At 49.2% G+C, this 17465-nt stretch carries 14 protein-coding genes; 8 read left to right on the top strand and 6 right to left on the bottom strand.

Going from position 1 to position 17465, the window contains the following annotated elements:
* Positions 1–196 precede the first annotated feature (196 nt).
* Together dnaK and grpE are read right to left on the bottom strand one after the other, a co-directional pair.
* Entirely contained in the window at positions 197–2119 is a 1923-nt protein-coding gene (dnaK, locus tag ACO6V5_RS23715; RefSeq protein ID WP_422135281.1) for a molecular chaperone DnaK, read from the bottom strand.
* Between the two features lie 191 nt (positions 2120–2310).
* A complete protein-coding gene (gene grpE / locus ACO6V5_RS23710) occupies positions 2311–2895 on the bottom strand; it encodes a nucleotide exchange factor GrpE (protein ID WP_422135282.1) in 585 nt (194 codons plus the stop codon).
* 258 nt (positions 2896–3153) lie between these two features.
* Between grpE and recN the strand changes: the two genes are divergently transcribed.
* Positions 3154–4839, top strand: a complete 1686-nt coding sequence (gene recN / locus ACO6V5_RS23705) for a DNA repair protein RecN (RefSeq protein ID WP_422135283.1) — start codon at positions 3154–3156, stop codon at positions 4837–4839.
* A 2-nt stretch (positions 4840–4841) separates the two neighbouring features.
* Here recN and ACO6V5_RS23700 read toward each other — a convergent pair whose 3' ends face one another.
* On the bottom strand, positions 4842–5324 hold the full coding sequence (locus tag ACO6V5_RS23700) for a hypothetical protein (RefSeq protein WP_422135284.1): 483 nt from the start codon (positions 5322–5324) through the stop codon (positions 4842–4844).
* 89 nt (positions 5325–5413) lie between these two features.
* On the bottom strand, positions 5414–7141 hold the full coding sequence (locus ACO6V5_RS23695) for a GspE/PulE family protein (protein WP_422411077.1): 1728 nt from the start codon (positions 7139–7141) through the stop codon (positions 5414–5416).
* Positions 7142–7469: 328 nt separating this feature from the next.
* Between ACO6V5_RS23695 and ACO6V5_RS23690 the strand changes: the two genes are divergently transcribed.
* Positions 7470–8786, top strand: a complete 1317-nt coding sequence (locus ACO6V5_RS23690; RefSeq protein ID WP_422411063.1) for a GntP family permease — start codon at positions 7470–7472, stop codon at positions 8784–8786.
* On the opposite strand, the gene ACO6V5_RS23685 is transcribed toward ACO6V5_RS23690, so the two are convergent.
* Positions 8729–9388, bottom strand: coding sequence for an inorganic triphosphatase (locus tag ACO6V5_RS23685; RefSeq protein ID WP_422135286.1), 660 nt, complete (start codon positions 9386–9388; stop codon positions 8729–8731). The genes ACO6V5_RS23690 and ACO6V5_RS23685 overlap by 58 nt on opposite strands.
* A 256-nt stretch (positions 9389–9644) precedes the next feature.
* Between ACO6V5_RS23685 and ACO6V5_RS23680 the strand changes: the two genes are divergently transcribed.
* The 6 genes from ACO6V5_RS23680 to argA all read left to right on the top strand — a co-directional run bounded on the left by ACO6V5_RS23680 (position 9645) and on the right by argA (position 14925).
* Positions 9645–10325: a TIGR00153 family protein gene (locus tag ACO6V5_RS23680; RefSeq protein ID WP_317145111.1), complete on the top strand. Its 681-nt coding sequence runs from the start codon at positions 9645–9647 to the stop codon at positions 10323–10325.
* A 24-nt stretch (positions 10326–10349) separates the two neighbouring features.
* The gene (locus tag ACO6V5_RS23675) at positions 10350–11621 is read left to right on the top strand and encodes an inorganic phosphate transporter (RefSeq protein WP_422135287.1); all 1272 of its coding nucleotides are present in this window, start codon (positions 10350–10352) and stop codon (positions 11619–11621) included.
* A gap of 190 nt (positions 11622–11811) precedes the next feature.
* Positions 11812–12966, top strand: coding sequence for an acetylornithine deacetylase (gene argE / locus ACO6V5_RS23670; RefSeq protein ID WP_422411061.1), 1155 nt, complete (start codon positions 11812–11814; stop codon positions 12964–12966).
* Between the two features lie 105 nt (positions 12967–13071).
* Positions 13072–13323 (top strand): YoeB-YefM toxin-antitoxin system antitoxin YefM, encoded by a 252-nt coding sequence (gene yefM, locus ACO6V5_RS23665; protein WP_422135289.1) that lies wholly within the window; start codon positions 13072–13074, stop codon positions 13321–13323.
* Positions 13320–13574, top strand: coding sequence for a Txe/YoeB family addiction module toxin (locus ACO6V5_RS23660; RefSeq protein ID WP_422135290.1), 255 nt, complete (start codon positions 13320–13322; stop codon positions 13572–13574). Before yefM ends, ACO6V5_RS23660 begins: the two co-directional genes overlap by 4 nt.
* 46 nt (positions 13575–13620) lie before the next feature.
* Entirely contained in the window at positions 13621–14925 is a 1305-nt protein-coding gene (gene argA, locus ACO6V5_RS23655; protein WP_422135291.1) for an amino-acid N-acetyltransferase, read from the top strand.
* 22 nt (positions 14926–14947) lie between these two features.
* Here argA and ACO6V5_RS23650 read toward each other — a convergent pair whose 3' ends face one another.
* A complete protein-coding gene (locus ACO6V5_RS23650) occupies positions 14948–17323 on the bottom strand; it encodes a hypothetical protein (protein WP_422411058.1) in 2376 nt (791 codons plus the stop codon).
* Positions 17324–17465: the final 142 nt, after the last annotated feature.

Genomic DNA, 17465 nt, shown 5'->3' with positions numbered 1-17465 from the left:
CCTGTGGTCAGGTTCCGTCAGATCACCTGACCGAAATAATCCAAATCGCTTTCATACATCGGGATCGATCCCGATTTATTGAATCAGAGACTGTTTGGAAAATCAGCGAAACTTTTCAGACAGCCTCTTAAACACAAGAGCGCGGGAGAAAGCTCCCGCGCCGCCAAATCAACTCATACCGCAGCGCGGAATGGGTTTACTTCTTGTCATCTTTCACTTCTTCGAACTCGGCATCTACGGCGTCGTCCGCAGCAGCGGAAGAAGATTCAGCTTCCTGAGCACTCTCAGCACCCGGCTGCTGGGCTTCAGCGTACATCTTCTGAACCAGACCGGAAGAAGCTTCAGAGAGTGCCTTGGACTTCTCTTCAATCAGATCCTTGTCGTCACCCTTCAGCGCTTCTTCCAGAGCAGTCAGAGCTTCGTTGATCGCACTCTTCTCTTCTTCAGTGGCCTTATCACCGGCTTCTTCCAGAGTCTTGCGGGTAGCATGTACCAGACCATCGCCCGTATTACGGACAGCCGCCAGCTCTTCAAACTTCTTGTCTTCAGCCGCGTTAGCTTCAGCGTCCTGAACCATTTGATCAATTTCATCGTCAGACAGGCCGGAAGAAGCCTTGATCACAATGGACTGCTCTTTGCCAGTAGCCTTGTCCTTGGCAGAAACATTCAGGATACCGTTGGCATCCAGGTCGAAGCTGACTTCAATCTGAGGCATGCCACGTGGAGCCGGTGGAATGTCAGACAGGTCAAAACGTCCCAGAGACTTGTTGGCAGAAGCCTGCTTGCGCTCACCCTGACAAACGTGAATGGTTACAGCACTCTGGTTGTCATCAGCAGTAGAGAACACCTGAGACTTCTTGGTCGGAATCGTGGTGTTCTTTTCAATCAGGGCAGTCATAACTCCACCCATGGTTTCGATACCCAGAGTCAGTGGAGTGACGTCCAGCAGCAGCACGTCTTTAACGTCACCCGCCAGAACCGCACCCTGGATGGATGCACCCATGGCTACCGCTTCGTCAGGGTTCACATCTTTACGAGGTTCCTTGCCGAAGAAAGCAGCAACTTTTTCCTGAACCATTGGCATACGGGTTTGACCACCCACCAGAATGACTTCGTCGATGTCAGACAGATCCAGGTCGGAGTCCTTAACCGCCAGACGACATGGCTCCAGAGAACGCTGAACCAGGTCTTCAACCAGAGACTCCAGTTTAGAGCGGGTGACTTTAACGTTCAGATGTTTAGGACCGGTTGCATCGGCAGTGATGTAAGGCAGGTTAACATCAGTCTGCTGAGCAGAAGACAGCTCAATCTTGGCTTTTTCAGCAGCTTCTTTCAGACGCTGCATGGCCAGAGGGTCACCTTTAAGGTCGATACCCTGGTCTTTTTTGAACTCTTCTGCCAGGTAATCGATCAAACGCATGTCAAAGTCTTCGCCACCCAGGAAAGTGTCACCGTTGGTGGCCAGTACTTCGAACTGGTGCTCGCCGTCAACATCGGCAATCTCGATGATTGAGATATCAAAAGTACCACCACCCAGGTCGTATACAGCGATGGTCTGGTCACCCTGCCTCTTGTCCATGCCGTAGGCCAGAGCAGCAGCAGTTGGCTCGTTAATGATACGCTTGACATCCAGACCGGCAATACGGCCAGCATCTTTGGTTGCCTGACGCTGAGCATCGTTGAAGTATGCAGGTACGGTAACCACCGCTTCAGTAACAGACTCGCCCAGGTAGTCTTCAGCGGTCTTCTTCATTTTCTTCAGGATTTCAGCAGAAATCTGAGGCGGCGCTTTTTTGTCACCTTTAACTTCAACCCAGGCGTCGCCATTGTCAGCTTCAACAATCTTGTAAGGAACCATCTGGATGTCTTTCTGAACCACATCGTCTTTGAAACGACGGCCAATCAGACGCTTGATGGCAAACAGGGTATTGTCAGGATTGGTAACGGCCTGACGCTTGGCTGGCTGACCTACCAGAGTCTCACCATCGTCAGTGAAGGCGATGATAGAAGGCGTTGTACGACCGCCTTCAGCATTTTCCAGAACCTTGGCTTTTTCACCATCCAGAATAGATACACAAGAGTTAGTGGTACCCAGATCAATACCGATTATTTTACCCATTGTTCAATCTCTCCATTGCCCTGATTCCAGGACGAAATTCTTTAGTTCAATTCTTTAATTCTTCAGCTGAGGGCTGCTTGCCAGTGTCTGGTGAGCAGCTGTTTTTGGCCTTTGAAATCAATATGGGATCAATCGATTTGATTTCAAGGCTGTTGAAATATTCTTTTTTGAATATTCCTCAGCAAAATCACTTATTTGGAAACAACAACCATAGCCGGACGAATCAAACGACCATTCAGCTTGTATCCTTTCTGGAAAACATCAATCACGGTGTTGGCTTCAACATCGGGATTCGGAACCATCGACATGGCCTGATGGAAGTTCGGGTCAAAAGGCTGACCACTGGGGTCTTCCTGAACTACCGCGAAGCGTCCCAATGCATCCAGGAACTGCTTCAGAGTCAGCTTCATACCTTCTACCAGGGCTTCGTGAGACCCTTCTGCCTGTTCGGCACTTTCAATGCCTTTTTCCAGGCTATCAACCACTGGAATCAGTGCGTCAACAAATTTTTCCAGAGCAAATTTGTGAGCCTTTTCAACATCCTGCTCGGCACGACGCTTAATGTTCTGCATTTCAGCAGCAGTACGCAGAGTCTGATCTTTCGCCCTGGCAAGTTCTTCGTTGAGTGCTTCCAGCTGACTCTCAAGGCCGTCGGTCAGATTACCTTCACTGTCGAGTTCAACACCACCCTCTTCGTTCAGCAGGCTTTCTTCTGCCTGCTGCTCTGTGGCTTCTTCCGTTACCTGCTCTTCAGGTTTGCTGCTTTCTACTGTCATTCCAGAATCTCCGACCGGGAGGCAATCATTTAGATGAAACGTATATTGGGTCACGAATTCCGGATTCAAGACCTGAAAAACAGTTTTTTTAACGCAAGCGATCATTTCGCAAAACACCGGGCCGCAAAACAAAATCACAACGCCCCCCCATCTCATTCAGTTCAGGATCAGTGGATTTTTTCAGCTCTGACTTTACGAATCGCACACTTCAGGTTACTGTATATATAAACAGTAAAGCTACAGTAGCGGGTATTTATCATGCTGACCCAACTGTCCATCAGCAACTTCGCCATCGTTGACCAGCTGGATCTGGACATCCATTGTGGAATGACTGTCATTACCGGCGAGACCGGTGCCGGTAAGTCCATCATGCTGGATGCTCTCGGTCTGGCAACGGGTGACAGAACCGATAGTCACTGTGTTCGTCAGGGTACTGACAAAGCTGAGATTCACGCTTCTTTTGATATCAGCCAGTGCACTGCGGCAAAAGCATGGCTGCAAGAAAAAGATCTGGCCAGTGATGATGAGTGCATTCTCCGAAGAGTCATTACCAAAGAGGGACGGTCCCGTGCCTATATCAATGGGACTCTTTCTCCCCTTGCGGATCTTCGGGCCATTGGTGAACGGTTAATTGATATCCATGGCCAGCATGAAAGCCAGTCGTTACTGAAAAAAAGCAACCATCGACTGCTTCTGGATGATTATGCCGACATACAAAAACTGGCCTCCGAAGTGGCTCGCACTGCCCATCAGTTCAACCAGACACATGATGAACTGACCACTCTCAGCCATAATCGCAGGGAGCAGGATGAACGAGTGCAACTGCTCAGCTATCAGCTTCAGGAGCTGGAACAGCTATCGCTTCAGGAAGGAGAGCTGGAACAACTTGAGCAGGAACTCAAACAGTTATCCCATGCTGAAGGCACTCTTTCCGTGTGTCACGAAATCAATGCTATCTGCTCAGACAACGAGGCAGGTAACATTCTCCAGAAACTCTCCACCTGCCTGCAGCGCCTGAGCGATCTGCAAATAGATCACCCAGCCATCAACAACACAATTGAAATGATGTCCTCTGCCCAAATTCAGGTCGAGGAAGCGGTAGGAGAAATCAATCACTTTATCGATCATTTTGATGCCGATCCCGCCAGAATGCGGGATGTGGATGAACGCCTCAGTGCTATTTACGACCTTGCGAGAAAGCACAGGGTTCAACCCGAAGCGTTATTGGAAAAGCAAAGCACGCTTGGCTCTGAGCTGGAGAGCATCCAGTTCAGCGATGAACGGGTTGAAGCATTACAACAAAAGCTGATCGAACTAAAATCCGAGTTTCAGAACCAATGCGAAAAACTCTCCAGAAAACGTCAGTCTGCTGCCAGACAACTTGAAAAAAAAATCACTAGACGCATGGCTTTGCTCGGCCTGCCCCACGGAGAGTTCATCATTGCCCTGACACCGATAGAGGGCAGCATGCTCTCAGCCAATGGTGCTGAAGAGGTCGAATTCCTGGTGACGACTAACCCGGGTCAACCACCCAGAGCACTGGCTAAAGTGGCCTCTGGTGGTGAACTATCGAGAATCAGTCTGGCCATTCAGGTGATAACCGCTCAAACCTCTCACATTCCCAGCATGATCTTTGACGAAGTGGATGTCGGCATTGGCGGTGGCACCGCAGAAATTGTCGGAGCCATGCTCAGGGAGCTGGGAGAAAGAAGTCAGGTAATTTGTGTCACCCACCAGCCTCAGGTAGCATCCCAGGGGCATCAGCATTTGCATGTCAGCAAGAAGGTTCGCAATGCTAAAACCTCCACTGAGATCGTCGGCCTGAAAGGCGATTGTCGTGTTAAAGAGGTGGCCCGAATGTTGGGCGGTGTAGAAATGACCGAGTCCACACTCAACCACGCAAAAGAGATGCTTAGTCTCTGTGTTTCAAGGTCTGCCGCCTGAAATTACCTTTGCAGCTCCTTAATCAGTAACCCCATTCCTTTAGCCAGTTCCTTCACGGCTTTGGGTGCATATTCTATTTCAACCCAACGTTCATCCTTATCGGGATATAAAATCCAGCAACGCTGCTCAATACTGGAACAGTCTGACTCCAAAGTATGGCCAACGCCGAACACTGTCAGGGTGTTATTGTTTCGGACCAGCCCCCGCTCCAGTTGCTGATGCCGAGTCACCACCAACTCCCCTTCCCGGTTGGCTCTTACAGAATACTCTATGGATGAGTTTCTGGCTCCACCTTTAATTGCGTTAGCCTTGAGCAGGCTGTTCAAATAAGACTCCAGCACGAGATCAGCCACAGCCGGATCAAAATTCTGCTGCATCTGCTCAACAAATGATTGGGGTTTTTCGGCAGGCTTCAGTTCCATTACCTTCTGCGCTTGTATTGCAAAGGGTAATAGCAGCAAGCCTGTAAGGATAAGTGTTTTCATTATTATCTGACTGTTCCACTGCCACTTCACATATTAATATCGAATAGTCAGTGGGAGACTGCAACCATTTCTTCTTAAAGCTGAGTCAATCAATGCTGCTGGTCTGGTGTCACTCTCATCACTTCTTCGATGGTTGTTAATCCTGTTGCTACTTTCTGAGCTCCGGAAAGGCGAAGACTGTACATACCTTCTTTGATGGATTGACGACGAAGGCTTTCTATATCAGAAGTCTCTGCCAGCATGTCCTTAAGAGATTGAGACATAGGCATTAACTCATAAACACCCGCTCGCCCCCTGTATCCGGTATCCCTGCATTCCAGACAACCCACAGGTTGAAAGATCTGCGAAGGCGCGGGGGCTGTCCAGGGACGAGTCAGGGATTTCCAACCAGACTTATCGAGTTTTACAGGCTGTTTGCAAGAAGGACACAGTGTTCTGACCAACCTCTGTGCCATAACTCCCAGAACCGTTGCTTTGATCAGATAGTGGGGAACACCGAGTTCCAGCAGACGGGTTATGGCAGACGGCGCGTCGTTGGTGTGTAAAGTGGAAAGCACCAGATGCCCGGTCAGCGCCGCCTGAATCGCCATTTCAGCGGTTTCCAAATCCCGAATCTCACCCACCATAATGATATCCGGATCCTGACGAAGCAGCGCACGCAGGCCGCTGGCAAATGTCAGATCAATATTATGCTGAACCTGCATCTGATTGAAGCTGGACTCCACCATTTCAATAGGATCTTCAATAGTACAAACATTCACCTGATCAGAAGCCAGACTTTTCAGCGTCGAATAGAGCGTAGTAGTTTTACCTGAACCAGTAGGGCCCGTGACCAGAACAATCCCGTTGGGCTGCGCGGTCATATGAGTCCAGCGACGTTCGTCTTCTCTGGAAAAACCCAACTCGCCAAATCCCTTGACCAGAACATCCGGATCAAAAATCCGCATCACCAGCTTTTCCCCGAAGGCGGTCGGCAGGGTTGAAAGTCGCAGTTCAACTTCATTGCCATCCGGGTTGCGGGTTTTAAGTCGGCCATCCTGTGGCTTTCTTTTCTCTGCCACATTCATACGACCCAGAATCTTAAGGCGACTGGTTACGGCAGCCGCCACCTTGGCAGGCATCTGGTAGATCAGGTGTAGCACCCCATCAATTCGAAAACGCAGGTGAGTCTGCTCTCGTCTGGGCTCAACATGAATATCACTGGCCCTTTGTTCAAAGGCATACTGGAGCAACCAGTCGACAATATTAACTATGTGCTGGTCATTGGCGTCCGGAGCCTTCATATTGCCCAGCTCAAGCATCTGCTCAAAGCTGTTCAACTGAGTGGACTGGACGCCGTTGTGTTCATTAGCACCCAGGACAGACTTTGCCAGTCGATAAAATTCCGAAGTGTATCTTCGAATATCGGTTGGATTGGCGACCACCCGCCGGATTTCCTTGCGGTTAATATGTCTGAGATTATCCTCCCAGCCAATGTGCCACGGCTGTGCTGAAGCGATCACGAGCTCGTCAGCCGAGACTTCTACTGCCAGAATCTGATGACGTATGGCATAAGCGTGAGACATGACCGGAGTAATGGCAGTAGCATCAATTTTCAGAGGGTCAATGTGAAAATACTCCTGGCCTGACAGATCTGCCAACCAATGCATCAGGGTATCGAGATCGAGAGAGCCGCCACTGCGGGCGTCCTTCAGATCCTGTGAGGCAATGTACTCCAGAGGGTGAAGCTTAAGTTGATCAGCATTTCGATGACGAGCCAATATTTCATTGGCTTCCGATTGCCTGATCCGACCCGTCTGAATCAGATCAGAGACCACTGTCTGCAGATCCAGAAGGAGTTCTCTGTTGTTGAGTGAGGCCCTGAATTTATTGGCGTTTGACTTCGGCTCACGGACACTGGACACTGTCGTTTCCTTTTACCTTGAAAAGCTTTCCATCTCGCTATTCTCCACTAAACCGTCAGCTTATGCCTATAAGAAAATTCAGGCTTTTAAGCAGAAGTTCAATTCAGCAATGGCTCAACTAAGTATATCGCCAGAATAAACCGCGACTGATGTCTGTTATAAATGGCTTTCTGGATACGAGGTGACCCATTCCCCTCTATACTGACTTTTACTCAATACCATTCTCTCAAGACACTCCGCTGTGGCCCCATCAATACTGCATAGTTTTCTGTTCATCCTTTCACTGACAGCCCTCATTCTGATATTGATTGGTCGTCTCAGGTTTTCGCCATTCATCGTCTTGCTGCTCAGTGCTTACGCCACAGGTTTTTTTTCAGGCCTGCCGATCTCTGAACTGACTCCCCTCATATCCCGTGATATGGGCAAGACGTTCGGCGACGTCGCTCTGCTCATCATTTTTGGGGGATTACTGGGAAATATTCTGGAGAAGTCGGGCGGAGCCGTCCTTCTCGCAGAGAAGCTGATTCTCTCTATCGCCAGGCGCTTTCCTGCGTTAGCCATGGGTATAGCCGGATATATTATTTCTATTCCCGTTTACTGTGACTCTGGATTTATCCTGCTCAACAGTATCAGGCAGTCTATTGCCCGGAGAGTGCAGTGCAACCCGATCTCTCTCAGCGTTGCTCTGGGTGGAGGCCTGTTTGCAACCCATTCTCTGGTCCCTCCCACACCCGGGCCCGCAGCGGCAACCCTGATTTTGGAAATATCTCCGAGCCTGACAATTCCCTGGGCGCTGGGAGTGGCTCTCCTGGTCACTTTTGTAGCTATTCTCTGGGGTAAATGGGTCACCCGCTGGCTGAATGATGAGAGCCAAGTGGTCAGTGACCCTCCTCAATCCCCCCCTGCTCATCAAAAGAATGTCTGGACAGCGATTATCCCTATCCTTCTGCCTTTGCTACTGATGTCCATGGCTAACTTTCAAACAGGCAATAAAGAGCAAAGCTGGACTGCTTTCCTTTCACAACCTGCCAATGCTCTGTTCCTGGGTTTGCTGGCCAGCCTGCCTTTGATTCGACACTGTAAGACCGGACTGACTGAGATGTTCAGTGAGAGTATTCACTCATGCGCGATGATTATCTTGATCATTACAGCCGGTGGGGCGCTTGCGGGAATGCTGGCTCAGACCGGACATATAGCCAGAATTGCTCAAGGACTGCCAGAGAGCCTTGGACTGATTTTGCCTTTTCTCGTAGCCGCTCTCTTCAAAACCGCCCAGGGTTCTAGCACCGTGGCCTTAATCAGTGCGGCTTCGATGATGGACCCCTTGCTGCCTGGCTTGGGTCTGGACTCCCAAAATGGTCGACTGTTGACCTTTTTGTCGGCGGGATGTGGCTCCATGATGGTTACCCATGCCAATGACAGCTATTTCTGGGTAGTCACCCAGTTTTCAGGAATCAGCCCGGCCACAGGCTTTAAGTCATTCACCCTGGCCACCCTGCTTCAGGCTTTTACTGGGCTGGCAACCGTGCTAGTGCTGGCTGGATTCCTGAAGATCTGAAGCAGTTCAAATCCTCTCTCGGCCTTGCTCTTGTCTGCAGGCTTCAAATCAATGGTTTTTGCCAGTTCATCGGCAATCATTTGCAGTGCATTTTCATCACCCTTCACCAGCTCGAGCTCCAACTCACAGATGACACTGCTCTCATCTCCTGAGCGGACAAACCCGTAATCCAGAGCAACTTCAACCCTGGCATCTGGCTCAGACCACTCCACCAGCCAGCAGGTACGATCAAAATCGGTCGAGAAAAGCGGTATCAGGGACTCTGGAGGAAAAGCTCCCAATGATTCTGGCCAGACTTTTTTTAACCCTTCCATATCCAGTTCCGGTCGCTCTATTGACCACTCCCACTCCCCCCGGCGAGTCAGTCCGTCAAGACTCTCACCTTTGGTTTTAAGCGTTTGAAAAAGCTGACCATTTTTCTCTCTGATACGCAAGGCAACCCGAGCCTGATTTAGTGTCAGAGAGGCCGTGTCAAAGTAGGTATTGCCCAAATGAAAGGTTTCAGGTGACGAGCTGGCGAACTTTTTCCAGAAAGTCAGTGTCTTAAGAAGAGGTATCTGCTCTTTTGGCAGCGACAACTTTAACTCTGTTTCAGTATTCATGGGTTATCTGACCGACGGCTTAAAAGGGTCATTTTACCTGTAACAACAAGGGCTTGTTATGAAAAATGAGCGTCAGAATGGCCACAGCACTTCCAGTGCAGGTGGCGTTTCAATGCATAATTTTCAGCCAGCTCCTATAATTTTTGGTCAGCCGCCCTCTTCCAGGGAACGGGATGCGATGTTAGTTCTGTAAGTCGTTCGCCGCAAACGACGAGGAGTCTGACCCCTAGAAATTTAATCCGACAGGTCTGCGACTATGCCAACCAGCAATCTACTATCGAGTGTATTTGGCCGATCTCCTATTGGTCCGATACAAAAACACATAGCCAAGGCACACGAATGTGCCATACAGCTGGAACCATTTTTCAAAGCAGCATTTGATGGCGACTGGCTGGAAGTTGAAAGTATTCAGCAAACCATCGTAGAGCTGGAGCACGAGGCTGATCTCATCAAAAAGAACGTTCGACTCTCCCTTCCCAAAAGCCTGTTTTTGCCAGTGCCCAGAAATGATCTTCTGGAGATAGTGACGGTGCAAGATAAAGTAGCAAACAGGACCAAGGATATTGCCGGCATTGTGCTGGGCAGACAAATGATGATCCCCCAGGAGATGAGGGAGGCTTTTATGGACTACCTGAAACGCTCCATTGCCACTTCAGCGCAAGCAGTCAGGGCCATGGATGAACTGGATGAACTGCTGGAAACAGGCTTCAGGGGAAGAGAAGTCAATCTGGTGGAAGAGCTCATTGAAGAGCTCGACCAGATAGAAAGCGATACCGACAAGCACCAGATTGAAGTCAGAAAAATTCTGTTCAAACTGGAAAAGGACCTCCCCCCTGTGGAAGTCATTTTTCTCTACAAAATTATCGACTGGGTCGGTGACCTGGCAGATCGCGCCTCAAGAGTTGGCAGTTATCTTCAATTGCTGCTTGCCCGTTAACTCTAATGATTGGAAATAACATCCATGAGCATTATCGCTGAGTATGGAACGATACTGCTGATTCTCGCCTGCCTCTTTGGCTTTTTCATGGCCTGGGGCGTGGGAGCAAATGATGTCGCCAACGCCATGGGAACCTCGGTCGGTTCCAAAGCTCTGACCATCAGACAGGCCATTGTCATTGCTGTCTGCCTGGAGTTTATGGGTGCCTACCTGGCCGGTGGATCGGTTACCGATACGATCAGAAAAGGGATCATCGATCCCGACATGCCATTACTGCTGGAGCATCCACAGCTGCTGGTTTACGGAATGATGGCAGCCCTGCTGGCTGCGGGCACCTGGCTGTTAGTTGCCACCCATTATGGCTGGCCTGTGTCGACAACACACTCTATTGTCGGGGCAATTGTCGGTTTTGCCGTTGTCAACGTCTCGGCAGATGCCGTGAACTGGGGGAAAGTCAGCTCAATCGTAGCCAGCTGGATCGTCTCTCCCATCATGTCCGGCTTTATTTCTTTCATGATTTTCATGAGCGTCCAGAAACTAATACTGGATACCGACAACCCTTTTAGAAATGCCAAAGTTTACGTGCCCATTTATATGTTTCTGGTTGGCTTCATGATGGCTATGGTGACCCTGACTAAGGGGCTCAAGCATATTGGCCTGCCGCTGGATTATCAGGAAAGCAGCCTGATCTCGCTACTGATTGGCCTGCTGGTCATGCTGGCCGGAAAAATAGCGCTTTCCAAAATCAAGGAAGATGCACAGGCCGACAAAGCTTTCCATTTCTCCAGTGTCGAGCGAGTCTTTGGCGTAATGATGATCTTCACCGCCTGCTCGATGGCTTTTGCCCACGGTTCCAACGATGTTGCCAATGCAGTAGGTCCTCTGGCAGCAGTGGCCAGTATTGTTCTCAGTGGCGGAGAAATCGCAGGCAAGGCAGCCATGCCAAGCTGGGTTTTGCTTCTGGGGGCTGGAGGCATAGTGGTGGGTCTGGCTACCTATGGATATAGAGTCATGGCGACCATAGGCACAGCGATTACTGAGCTAACCCCCAGCAGAGGTTTTGCAGCAGAACTGGCAGCAGCGACCACCGTCGTTCTGGCCTCAGGGACCGGGCTTCCTATTTCCACCACACACACTCTGGTGGGTGCCGTGTTAGGGGTTGGCCTTGCCAGAGGAATTGGTGCACTTAACTTGAGAGTCATCGGCACTATTTTTATGTCCTGGTTAATCACACTGCCCGCCGGTGCCTTCCTTGCTATCGTCTTCTTCCATATTTTGAGGCTTATTTTTGGTTAACTAGAGGGCTCTTCTACGCACCCTCTTCCAGCATTTTCGTTTCAGTCTCTCGTACCTATCCCGAGGCAGGGCTGTTATCATGCTGAAAAAGGCTGTTAATTTCGGCACTGGAAGGTTGACAGTCAGATGATCTGGCAGATTTGATTTATGCCTATCCAATTTTCCAACAATTAGAACCTGGGGCCTGATAATGTCTGGAATCCAGCAACCTGATCTGAAAGCAGTCCTGTCGCGGTTGATAGAGATTCCCTCTGTCAGTTCCACACAGCCTGAGCTGGATATGGGCAATATGCAGGTGATTCATGAACTGGCAGGCTGGCTTGAAACCATGGGCTTTTGCTGTGAGATCATACCCATTCCGGAAGCACCGCTGAAAGCCAACCTGATTGCCACTCTGGGCTCAGGTCCTGGTGGATTAGTTCTGGCAGGCCATACCGATACCGTGCCATACAATGAAAATCTCTGGCAATTCGACCCTTTCTCACTCAATGAATCCGATAACCGGTTTTACGGTCTGGGCATCTGCGATATGAAGGGATTCTTTGGTCTCGTCATGGAAGCAGTAAAAGATTATCTGAAAGTGCCTCTGAAGGCCCCCTTGATTATTCTGGCAACAGCAGACGAAGAATCCTCCATGAGTGGTGCCCGGGCCCTGGCTGCTGCAGGTAAACCCAGGGGGCGTTATGCGGTGGTGGGTGAGCCTACCGGTATGCAACCAGTCTATATGCATAAAGGTATCATGATGGAACGCATTCGGATTCTCGGACAGTCCGGTCATTCGAGCAACCCGGCCCTTGGCAGGAATGCCATGGAAACAGCCCATAAAGTAATCACTGAAATCATGGCGTTCCGGGAAGAACTGGCCGGTAAATACAATAATCCCGGATTTGCTGTGCCTACCCCTACCATCAACCTCGGTTGCATTCATGGTGGCGACAACCCTAACAGAATCTGTGGCCACTGTGATCTGGACTTCGACGTGCGCCTTCTGCCTGGTATGGACAGCCGGGAGCTGAGAGAAAGCCTGAAACAGCGTCTTCTCCCCATCGCCAGAGCCGATAATGTAAAACTTTCTCTGGACGCTATTCACGAGAGTATTGATCCATTTGCAGGCTCTGCCGACTCTCCCCTGCTGAAAAGCTGTGAAAATCTAACCGGCTATTCAGCGAAATCCGTTGCTTTCACTACGGAAGCGCCTTTCTTCAGCCGAATGGGGATGGATACAGTCGTGCTGGGTCCGGGTGATATCGATCAGGCTCATCAACCTGATGAATACCTTTCTATGGACAGAATTCATCCAACCATTGAGCTACTGAGATCTCTGATACGGCAATTCTGCCTCTGATTAACCCTTCTATCAGCCTTCAGCGAAACGAATCGACTGGATAAATTCGTTATGCTGCGCTAACTTATTGTACAGAATAATGAACATGTACGATATAGGTGAACTATGGATACGATTAGTTATACATCAGCAAGAAATAATCTGGCAAAAACCATGCAACAGGTGTGTTCCGATCATGCTCCGGTCATTATTACCAGAAAAGGGGAACAACCCGTCGTTATGATGTCAATGGAAGACTATAAATCACTGCAAGAGACAGCATATTTACTGCGCAGCCCGAAAAATGCTCGCCGTTTGCTTGAGTCTATTGCTGAGTTAGAAAGTGGAAAAGGTACTGAAAGAGAGCTCATAGAATGAAGCTCACTTTCTCAGAACGAGCGTGGGAAGATTACCTTTACTGGCAAAAAACAGATAAAAAAATTGCTAAACGGGTCAATTCATTAATTAAAGAAATCAAGAGAACGCCCTATGAAGGAACCGGGAAGCCAGAGCCGCTAAAACATGGACTATCAGGTTATTGGTCAAGACGCATCAATGATGAGCACAGGGTTGTATACAAGTTTGAAGACGATTCTATTTTGATAGCCAGTTTACGCTATCACTATTGAGTTTGATTCAGCAACGTAACATCAGAATGAAGATAAACAAACAGCCATGAACTTGAACAAGAACTACGTAAAATTTTTCCGCCAGAGTTCGCCCTACATTCATGCCCACCACGGCAAAACGTTTGTCATTACTCTGGGCGGTGAGGCTCTGGCAAGCCTTAATCTGAACAATATCATCAACGATATTGCCCTGCTCAACAGCCTGGGCGTTCGACTGGTTCTTGTCCACGGTGCCCGACCTCAGATCGAGGAGCGTCTCAGAGCCAGAGGCCTTGAGTCCAGATTTCACAACGAAATACGGATTACGGATCGTCAGTGCCTTGAATGCGTGATGGACGCTGTGGGTAATCTTCGCGCACGAATTGAATCCAAGCTTTCACTCGGTCTGGTTAACTCTCCCATGCACGGGGCCAGCATTCGAGTTATTAGTGGCAATTTCGTCACTGCAAAACCTCTGGGTGTGATCGATGGGCAGAATTTTCTCCACACCGGTGCTATTCGCAAAATAGATAAAGAAGCAATCCAGCAGCAGCTCGACAGTGGCTACATAGTTCTTCTCTCCTGCCTCGGTCATTCACCGACTGGCGAGCTTTTCAACATGGAGGTGGAAGAAGTCGCTACCCACACAGCCATCCACCTTGAAGCCGAAAAACTACTTTTGTACTCAAGGTTTGAAGGTGTAAAGGATCAGCAGGGGCAACAGATCAGCCGTCTTTCCCCCCAGGAAGCTGAAAAAGTCCTCAAGCACCTTCATGGGGAGGACAGAAGACTGCTTTCCTCAGCCATTACCGCCTGTCACGGTGGTGTGGAACGCTCACAGCTGATCAGCTTCGAGCAGGACGGTTCTCTGCTAATGGAGCTTTTTACCCGTGATGGATCTGGCACGATGGTTTCTCGTGATCGTTATGAAGAAATTCGTGTGGCCAGCATTGAGGATGTGGGGGGAATCCTGGCGCTTATCAGGCCTCTGGAACAAAAAGGCATCCTCAGAAGGCGTTCAAGAAAAGAGCTGGAGCGTGAGATTCGGCTGTTCCGGGTCATTTCCCTGGACGGCATGATTATTGGTTGTGCAGCTATCCATTTGTTTTCGGGAGAAAAGGTCGCGGAGCTGGCCTGTCTCGTCGTACACCCTGATTACCAGAAGAAAAACCGAGGCGACCTTCTTCTCAGTGCTATAGAAGAACAGGCTGCCCAACAGGGAATGGATACGCTGTTTGTATTAACGACCCAGACCAGCCATTGGTTTCTGGAACGAGGTTTTTCTGAATCCACCCAGAAGTCTTTGCCTATGGAGAAGCGCAATCAGTACAATGAGGAGAGACAATCCAAAGTTCTGGTCAAGAAGCTTTGAGGCATAGAAAAGCTTATTGCGCTCAAATAGGGGTCTGTGGGGGAATAATATGGCTCATTTTCTGATCCCAGGAAGCGGTTTTGGTCATAACGCTCTCATAGTATTTACCAATAGCTCCCATCATCATTTCAGAAATGATTTGATGGTGATATTGCCGTCGTAGAATTAACACAGCTGCCTCCCGATCATCCATATGATCAAACATGGGAGAGCCAGGGTTAACCTGGCTCAGCTGCTGTTGGAGCCTGACTTCTTTCATAATGTCTTTATGGGAATCATGCAGTTTCAGCATACGATCAACAAAGTCTTCCAGCTGATCTTTAGCCAACCTTCTCATGGTATTCATTTCTTCCCGTCCGGTTCTTTTTCTCTGACCCTGCCAATCCCAGACCATACTTTTGCCTGTCTTCTTTCCGGTAATGCGTTCAAATCGCTCTTTATTGACTGCCTCGTTGTAACGATCAACAAAAAGATCTGCCAGAAAGAAAAAACCAAAGATAATTAATCCATCCACAGTGGGCTTGGGCACGTGAGGTGAGATTTCCAATGCTGGTCTCCTTTCAGAAGCATGCCAGACCACTTTAAAGCCATGGAGCATGGTTGATTTAATGGCTCCCTTCAACCAGACATTCAAATAACTTCTGACGCCATTCTCAGCCAGTATCAGGGCATTGGCCACCCTGTCGGCGTGAGTGTTAAAGCGACTCTTTTCTTCTTCGCTCAGCTCTATATCGGGCATTTCTTCTGCCAGTATCCGCTCCAGCTCTTCCACAGCCTCTTTGGAAGCAATAGAGCCGTCACTGGTTAAATCATCGGTCATTTTCGGGAACACTTTTTGCAGCCATCCCGTCTGCTTGGTCTTGAAATGATATGACTTGCCAATCACTCGAGGATCATTGGCCGCATGGCTGAACAAGCGTTCTCTTTTCTCCGGGTCCATGTTTTTGAATTTACCGTTCCACAGCTGATCCAGAACCGGCTCCCACTCTTGATCCATTCTCTCAACGTCGCTGACGGCTGCTGTGTAGAAACGTCTGTAAAGTTTGAAAGCATCTTGCAGGTTGCGTCTGCGATACAGGTATCGAGCTTTGCCTTCCTCCAGACGTATCACGGCTTCAAGATTGCTCTCATCTTTCTCTCTTTCCATCTCCAATCTCATCTGAGCGTCTTTTTCCAGCGCAGAATAGGCAGTGAAGATGCGGGTTAAGGTTTCATGACTGCAGATGTATCTCAGGCTTTTCAGGAAGACCCGAAATTTCTTGTCATCCATCTCTGACAAGACACCCAGATCATTCACCTCCAGTTTGTAATCAGCGGATGCTTCTGCCCTCTGTAAAGCCCTGATCGCTTTGGTCATCCGAATCAGCTCTGTACCACCACTCCATACACCGTACCAGGCAATATAACTGAATAGAGCCGCTGCAGCGGCAATCCCCCCTGACACCAGACCTATCAGCACGGTACTGACCACTATGGCAGCAGAATTAAGACTAAAGTACCTTTTATTCCTGAGAAAATGGCGTTTGATCCTGTCACGGGTATCCGTATTCTTTAGCTTGATACCCCCCCCTTTATCTACAACATTCTGAATATGGGTCCTGTCGACTTTATCCAGGTGGTAACGAGTCGCTTTGGGTCTTTCAAGTCCGGGAGGAGTTGCTGCAGGAATAGAAGGGTCAAACCTGCTGACGGGACCTTTACCTCTTCTGCCCGGTAACTGCTCGACCGGTGTGCGAGTCTCTGGTGCAAACCGCCAGCGCAGCGCATTCTTGATTTCAAGAATACGTTCAAAGGTGATATCCGTATCGTTGAGCAGCCCTGTATCCTGTGCCAGTTTGACAATCGTAGCTTCCGCTGTGTCAGCATCCACATTGAAGTCTCTCACGGTGCTCTGAATTAAGTCCGGTATCAGAGCCCTTTTCAAAAAGCCAACGGGCAGAGTTCGATCTTCTGCAAGGTATTTATAAGTCAACTCAACGGTAGAACAAGAAACGGTTTTTCTGACTTCAGTGAGAACCTGTTCACTGATTTTTTCACTGCCCCCTGACAGCACCAGTTTCATTGCTTCACCTTTTTTCTCTTCACCCAGCACACAAACATGGTGATAGGCCATGGCACAGGCAATATGGTAGTCACGCAGACTGCGCTGGATAGGAGAAGAGAGTTCTTCGTGGGCAGCATAACGGAATGAGTCGTAAACCCTGAGTGCCTTTGCTGCTGAGGGACCTCCGCCAAATAGACGCTTGATAAAACCGCCTATGCGCGAGAAAACAAAGCGACCCCGCCACCGACCGTAATCAATCTGACCCAGGCTGGAATCTTCTGAAGTTCTAACGGTCTCTTTTCGCTCTGTAGCAGAGAGAGGAGAACCTCTTTGGTTCCTGATCTCTGATGGCATGCCTCTCAATCCCTGAGAAATAGATGATGAATCGAAACGTTTTTTATTAGATAAGATGATTAAAAAATACAAAAGCAACAATATTTAAACTATAGCCGCCTCAGGGCTGCTGTGGTTTTGTTTTACGCTTGTACTGACTAAA

The sequence above is a fragment of the Endozoicomonas sp. ALD068 genome, from assembly GCF_049310145.1.
Taxonomy (GTDB): domain Bacteria; phylum Pseudomonadota; class Gammaproteobacteria; order Pseudomonadales; family Endozoicomonadaceae; genus Endozoicomonas_A.
The sequence above is the reverse complement of the archived record's forward strand: the minus strand, read 5'-3'. Positions and strand labels throughout refer to the sequence as shown.

Excerpts from the sequence above, each read along its gene's own strand:
- dnaK (WP_422135281.1), bottom strand. The coding sequence starts at position 2,119 with ATGGGTAAAATAATCGGTATTGATCTGGGTACCACTAACTCTTGTGTA.
- grpE (WP_422135282.1), bottom strand. The coding sequence starts at position 2,895 with ATGACAGTAGAAAGCAGCAAACCTGAAGAGCAGGTAACGGAAGAAGCC.
- recN (WP_422135283.1), top strand. The coding sequence starts at position 3,154 with ATGCTGACCCAACTGTCCATCAGCAACTTCGCCATCGTTGACCAGCTG.
- ACO6V5_RS23700 (WP_422135284.1), bottom strand. The coding sequence starts at position 5,324 with ATGAAAACACTTATCCTTACAGGCTTGCTGCTATTACCCTTTGCAATA.
- ACO6V5_RS23685 (WP_422135286.1), bottom strand. The coding sequence starts at position 9,388 with ATGAATACTGAAACAGAGTTAAAGTTGTCGCTGCCAAAAGAGCAGATA.
- ACO6V5_RS23680 (WP_317145111.1), top strand. The coding sequence starts at position 9,645 with ATGCCAACCAGCAATCTACTATCGAGTGTATTTGGCCGATCTCCTATT.
- ACO6V5_RS23675 (WP_422135287.1), top strand. The coding sequence starts at position 10,350 with ATGAGCATTATCGCTGAGTATGGAACGATACTGCTGATTCTCGCCTGC.
- argE (WP_422411061.1), top strand. The coding sequence starts at position 11,812 with ATGTCTGGAATCCAGCAACCTGATCTGAAAGCAGTCCTGTCGCGGTTG.
- yefM (WP_422135289.1), top strand. The coding sequence starts at position 13,072 with ATGGATACGATTAGTTATACATCAGCAAGAAATAATCTGGCAAAAACC.
- ACO6V5_RS23660 (WP_422135290.1), top strand. The coding sequence starts at position 13,320 with ATGAAGCTCACTTTCTCAGAACGAGCGTGGGAAGATTACCTTTACTGG.
- argA (WP_422135291.1), top strand. The coding sequence starts at position 13,621 with ATGAACTTGAACAAGAACTACGTAAAATTTTTCCGCCAGAGTTCGCCC.
- ACO6V5_RS23650 (WP_422411058.1), bottom strand. The coding sequence starts at position 17,323 with ATGCCATCAGAGATCAGGAACCAAAGAGGTTCTCCTCTCTCTGCTACA.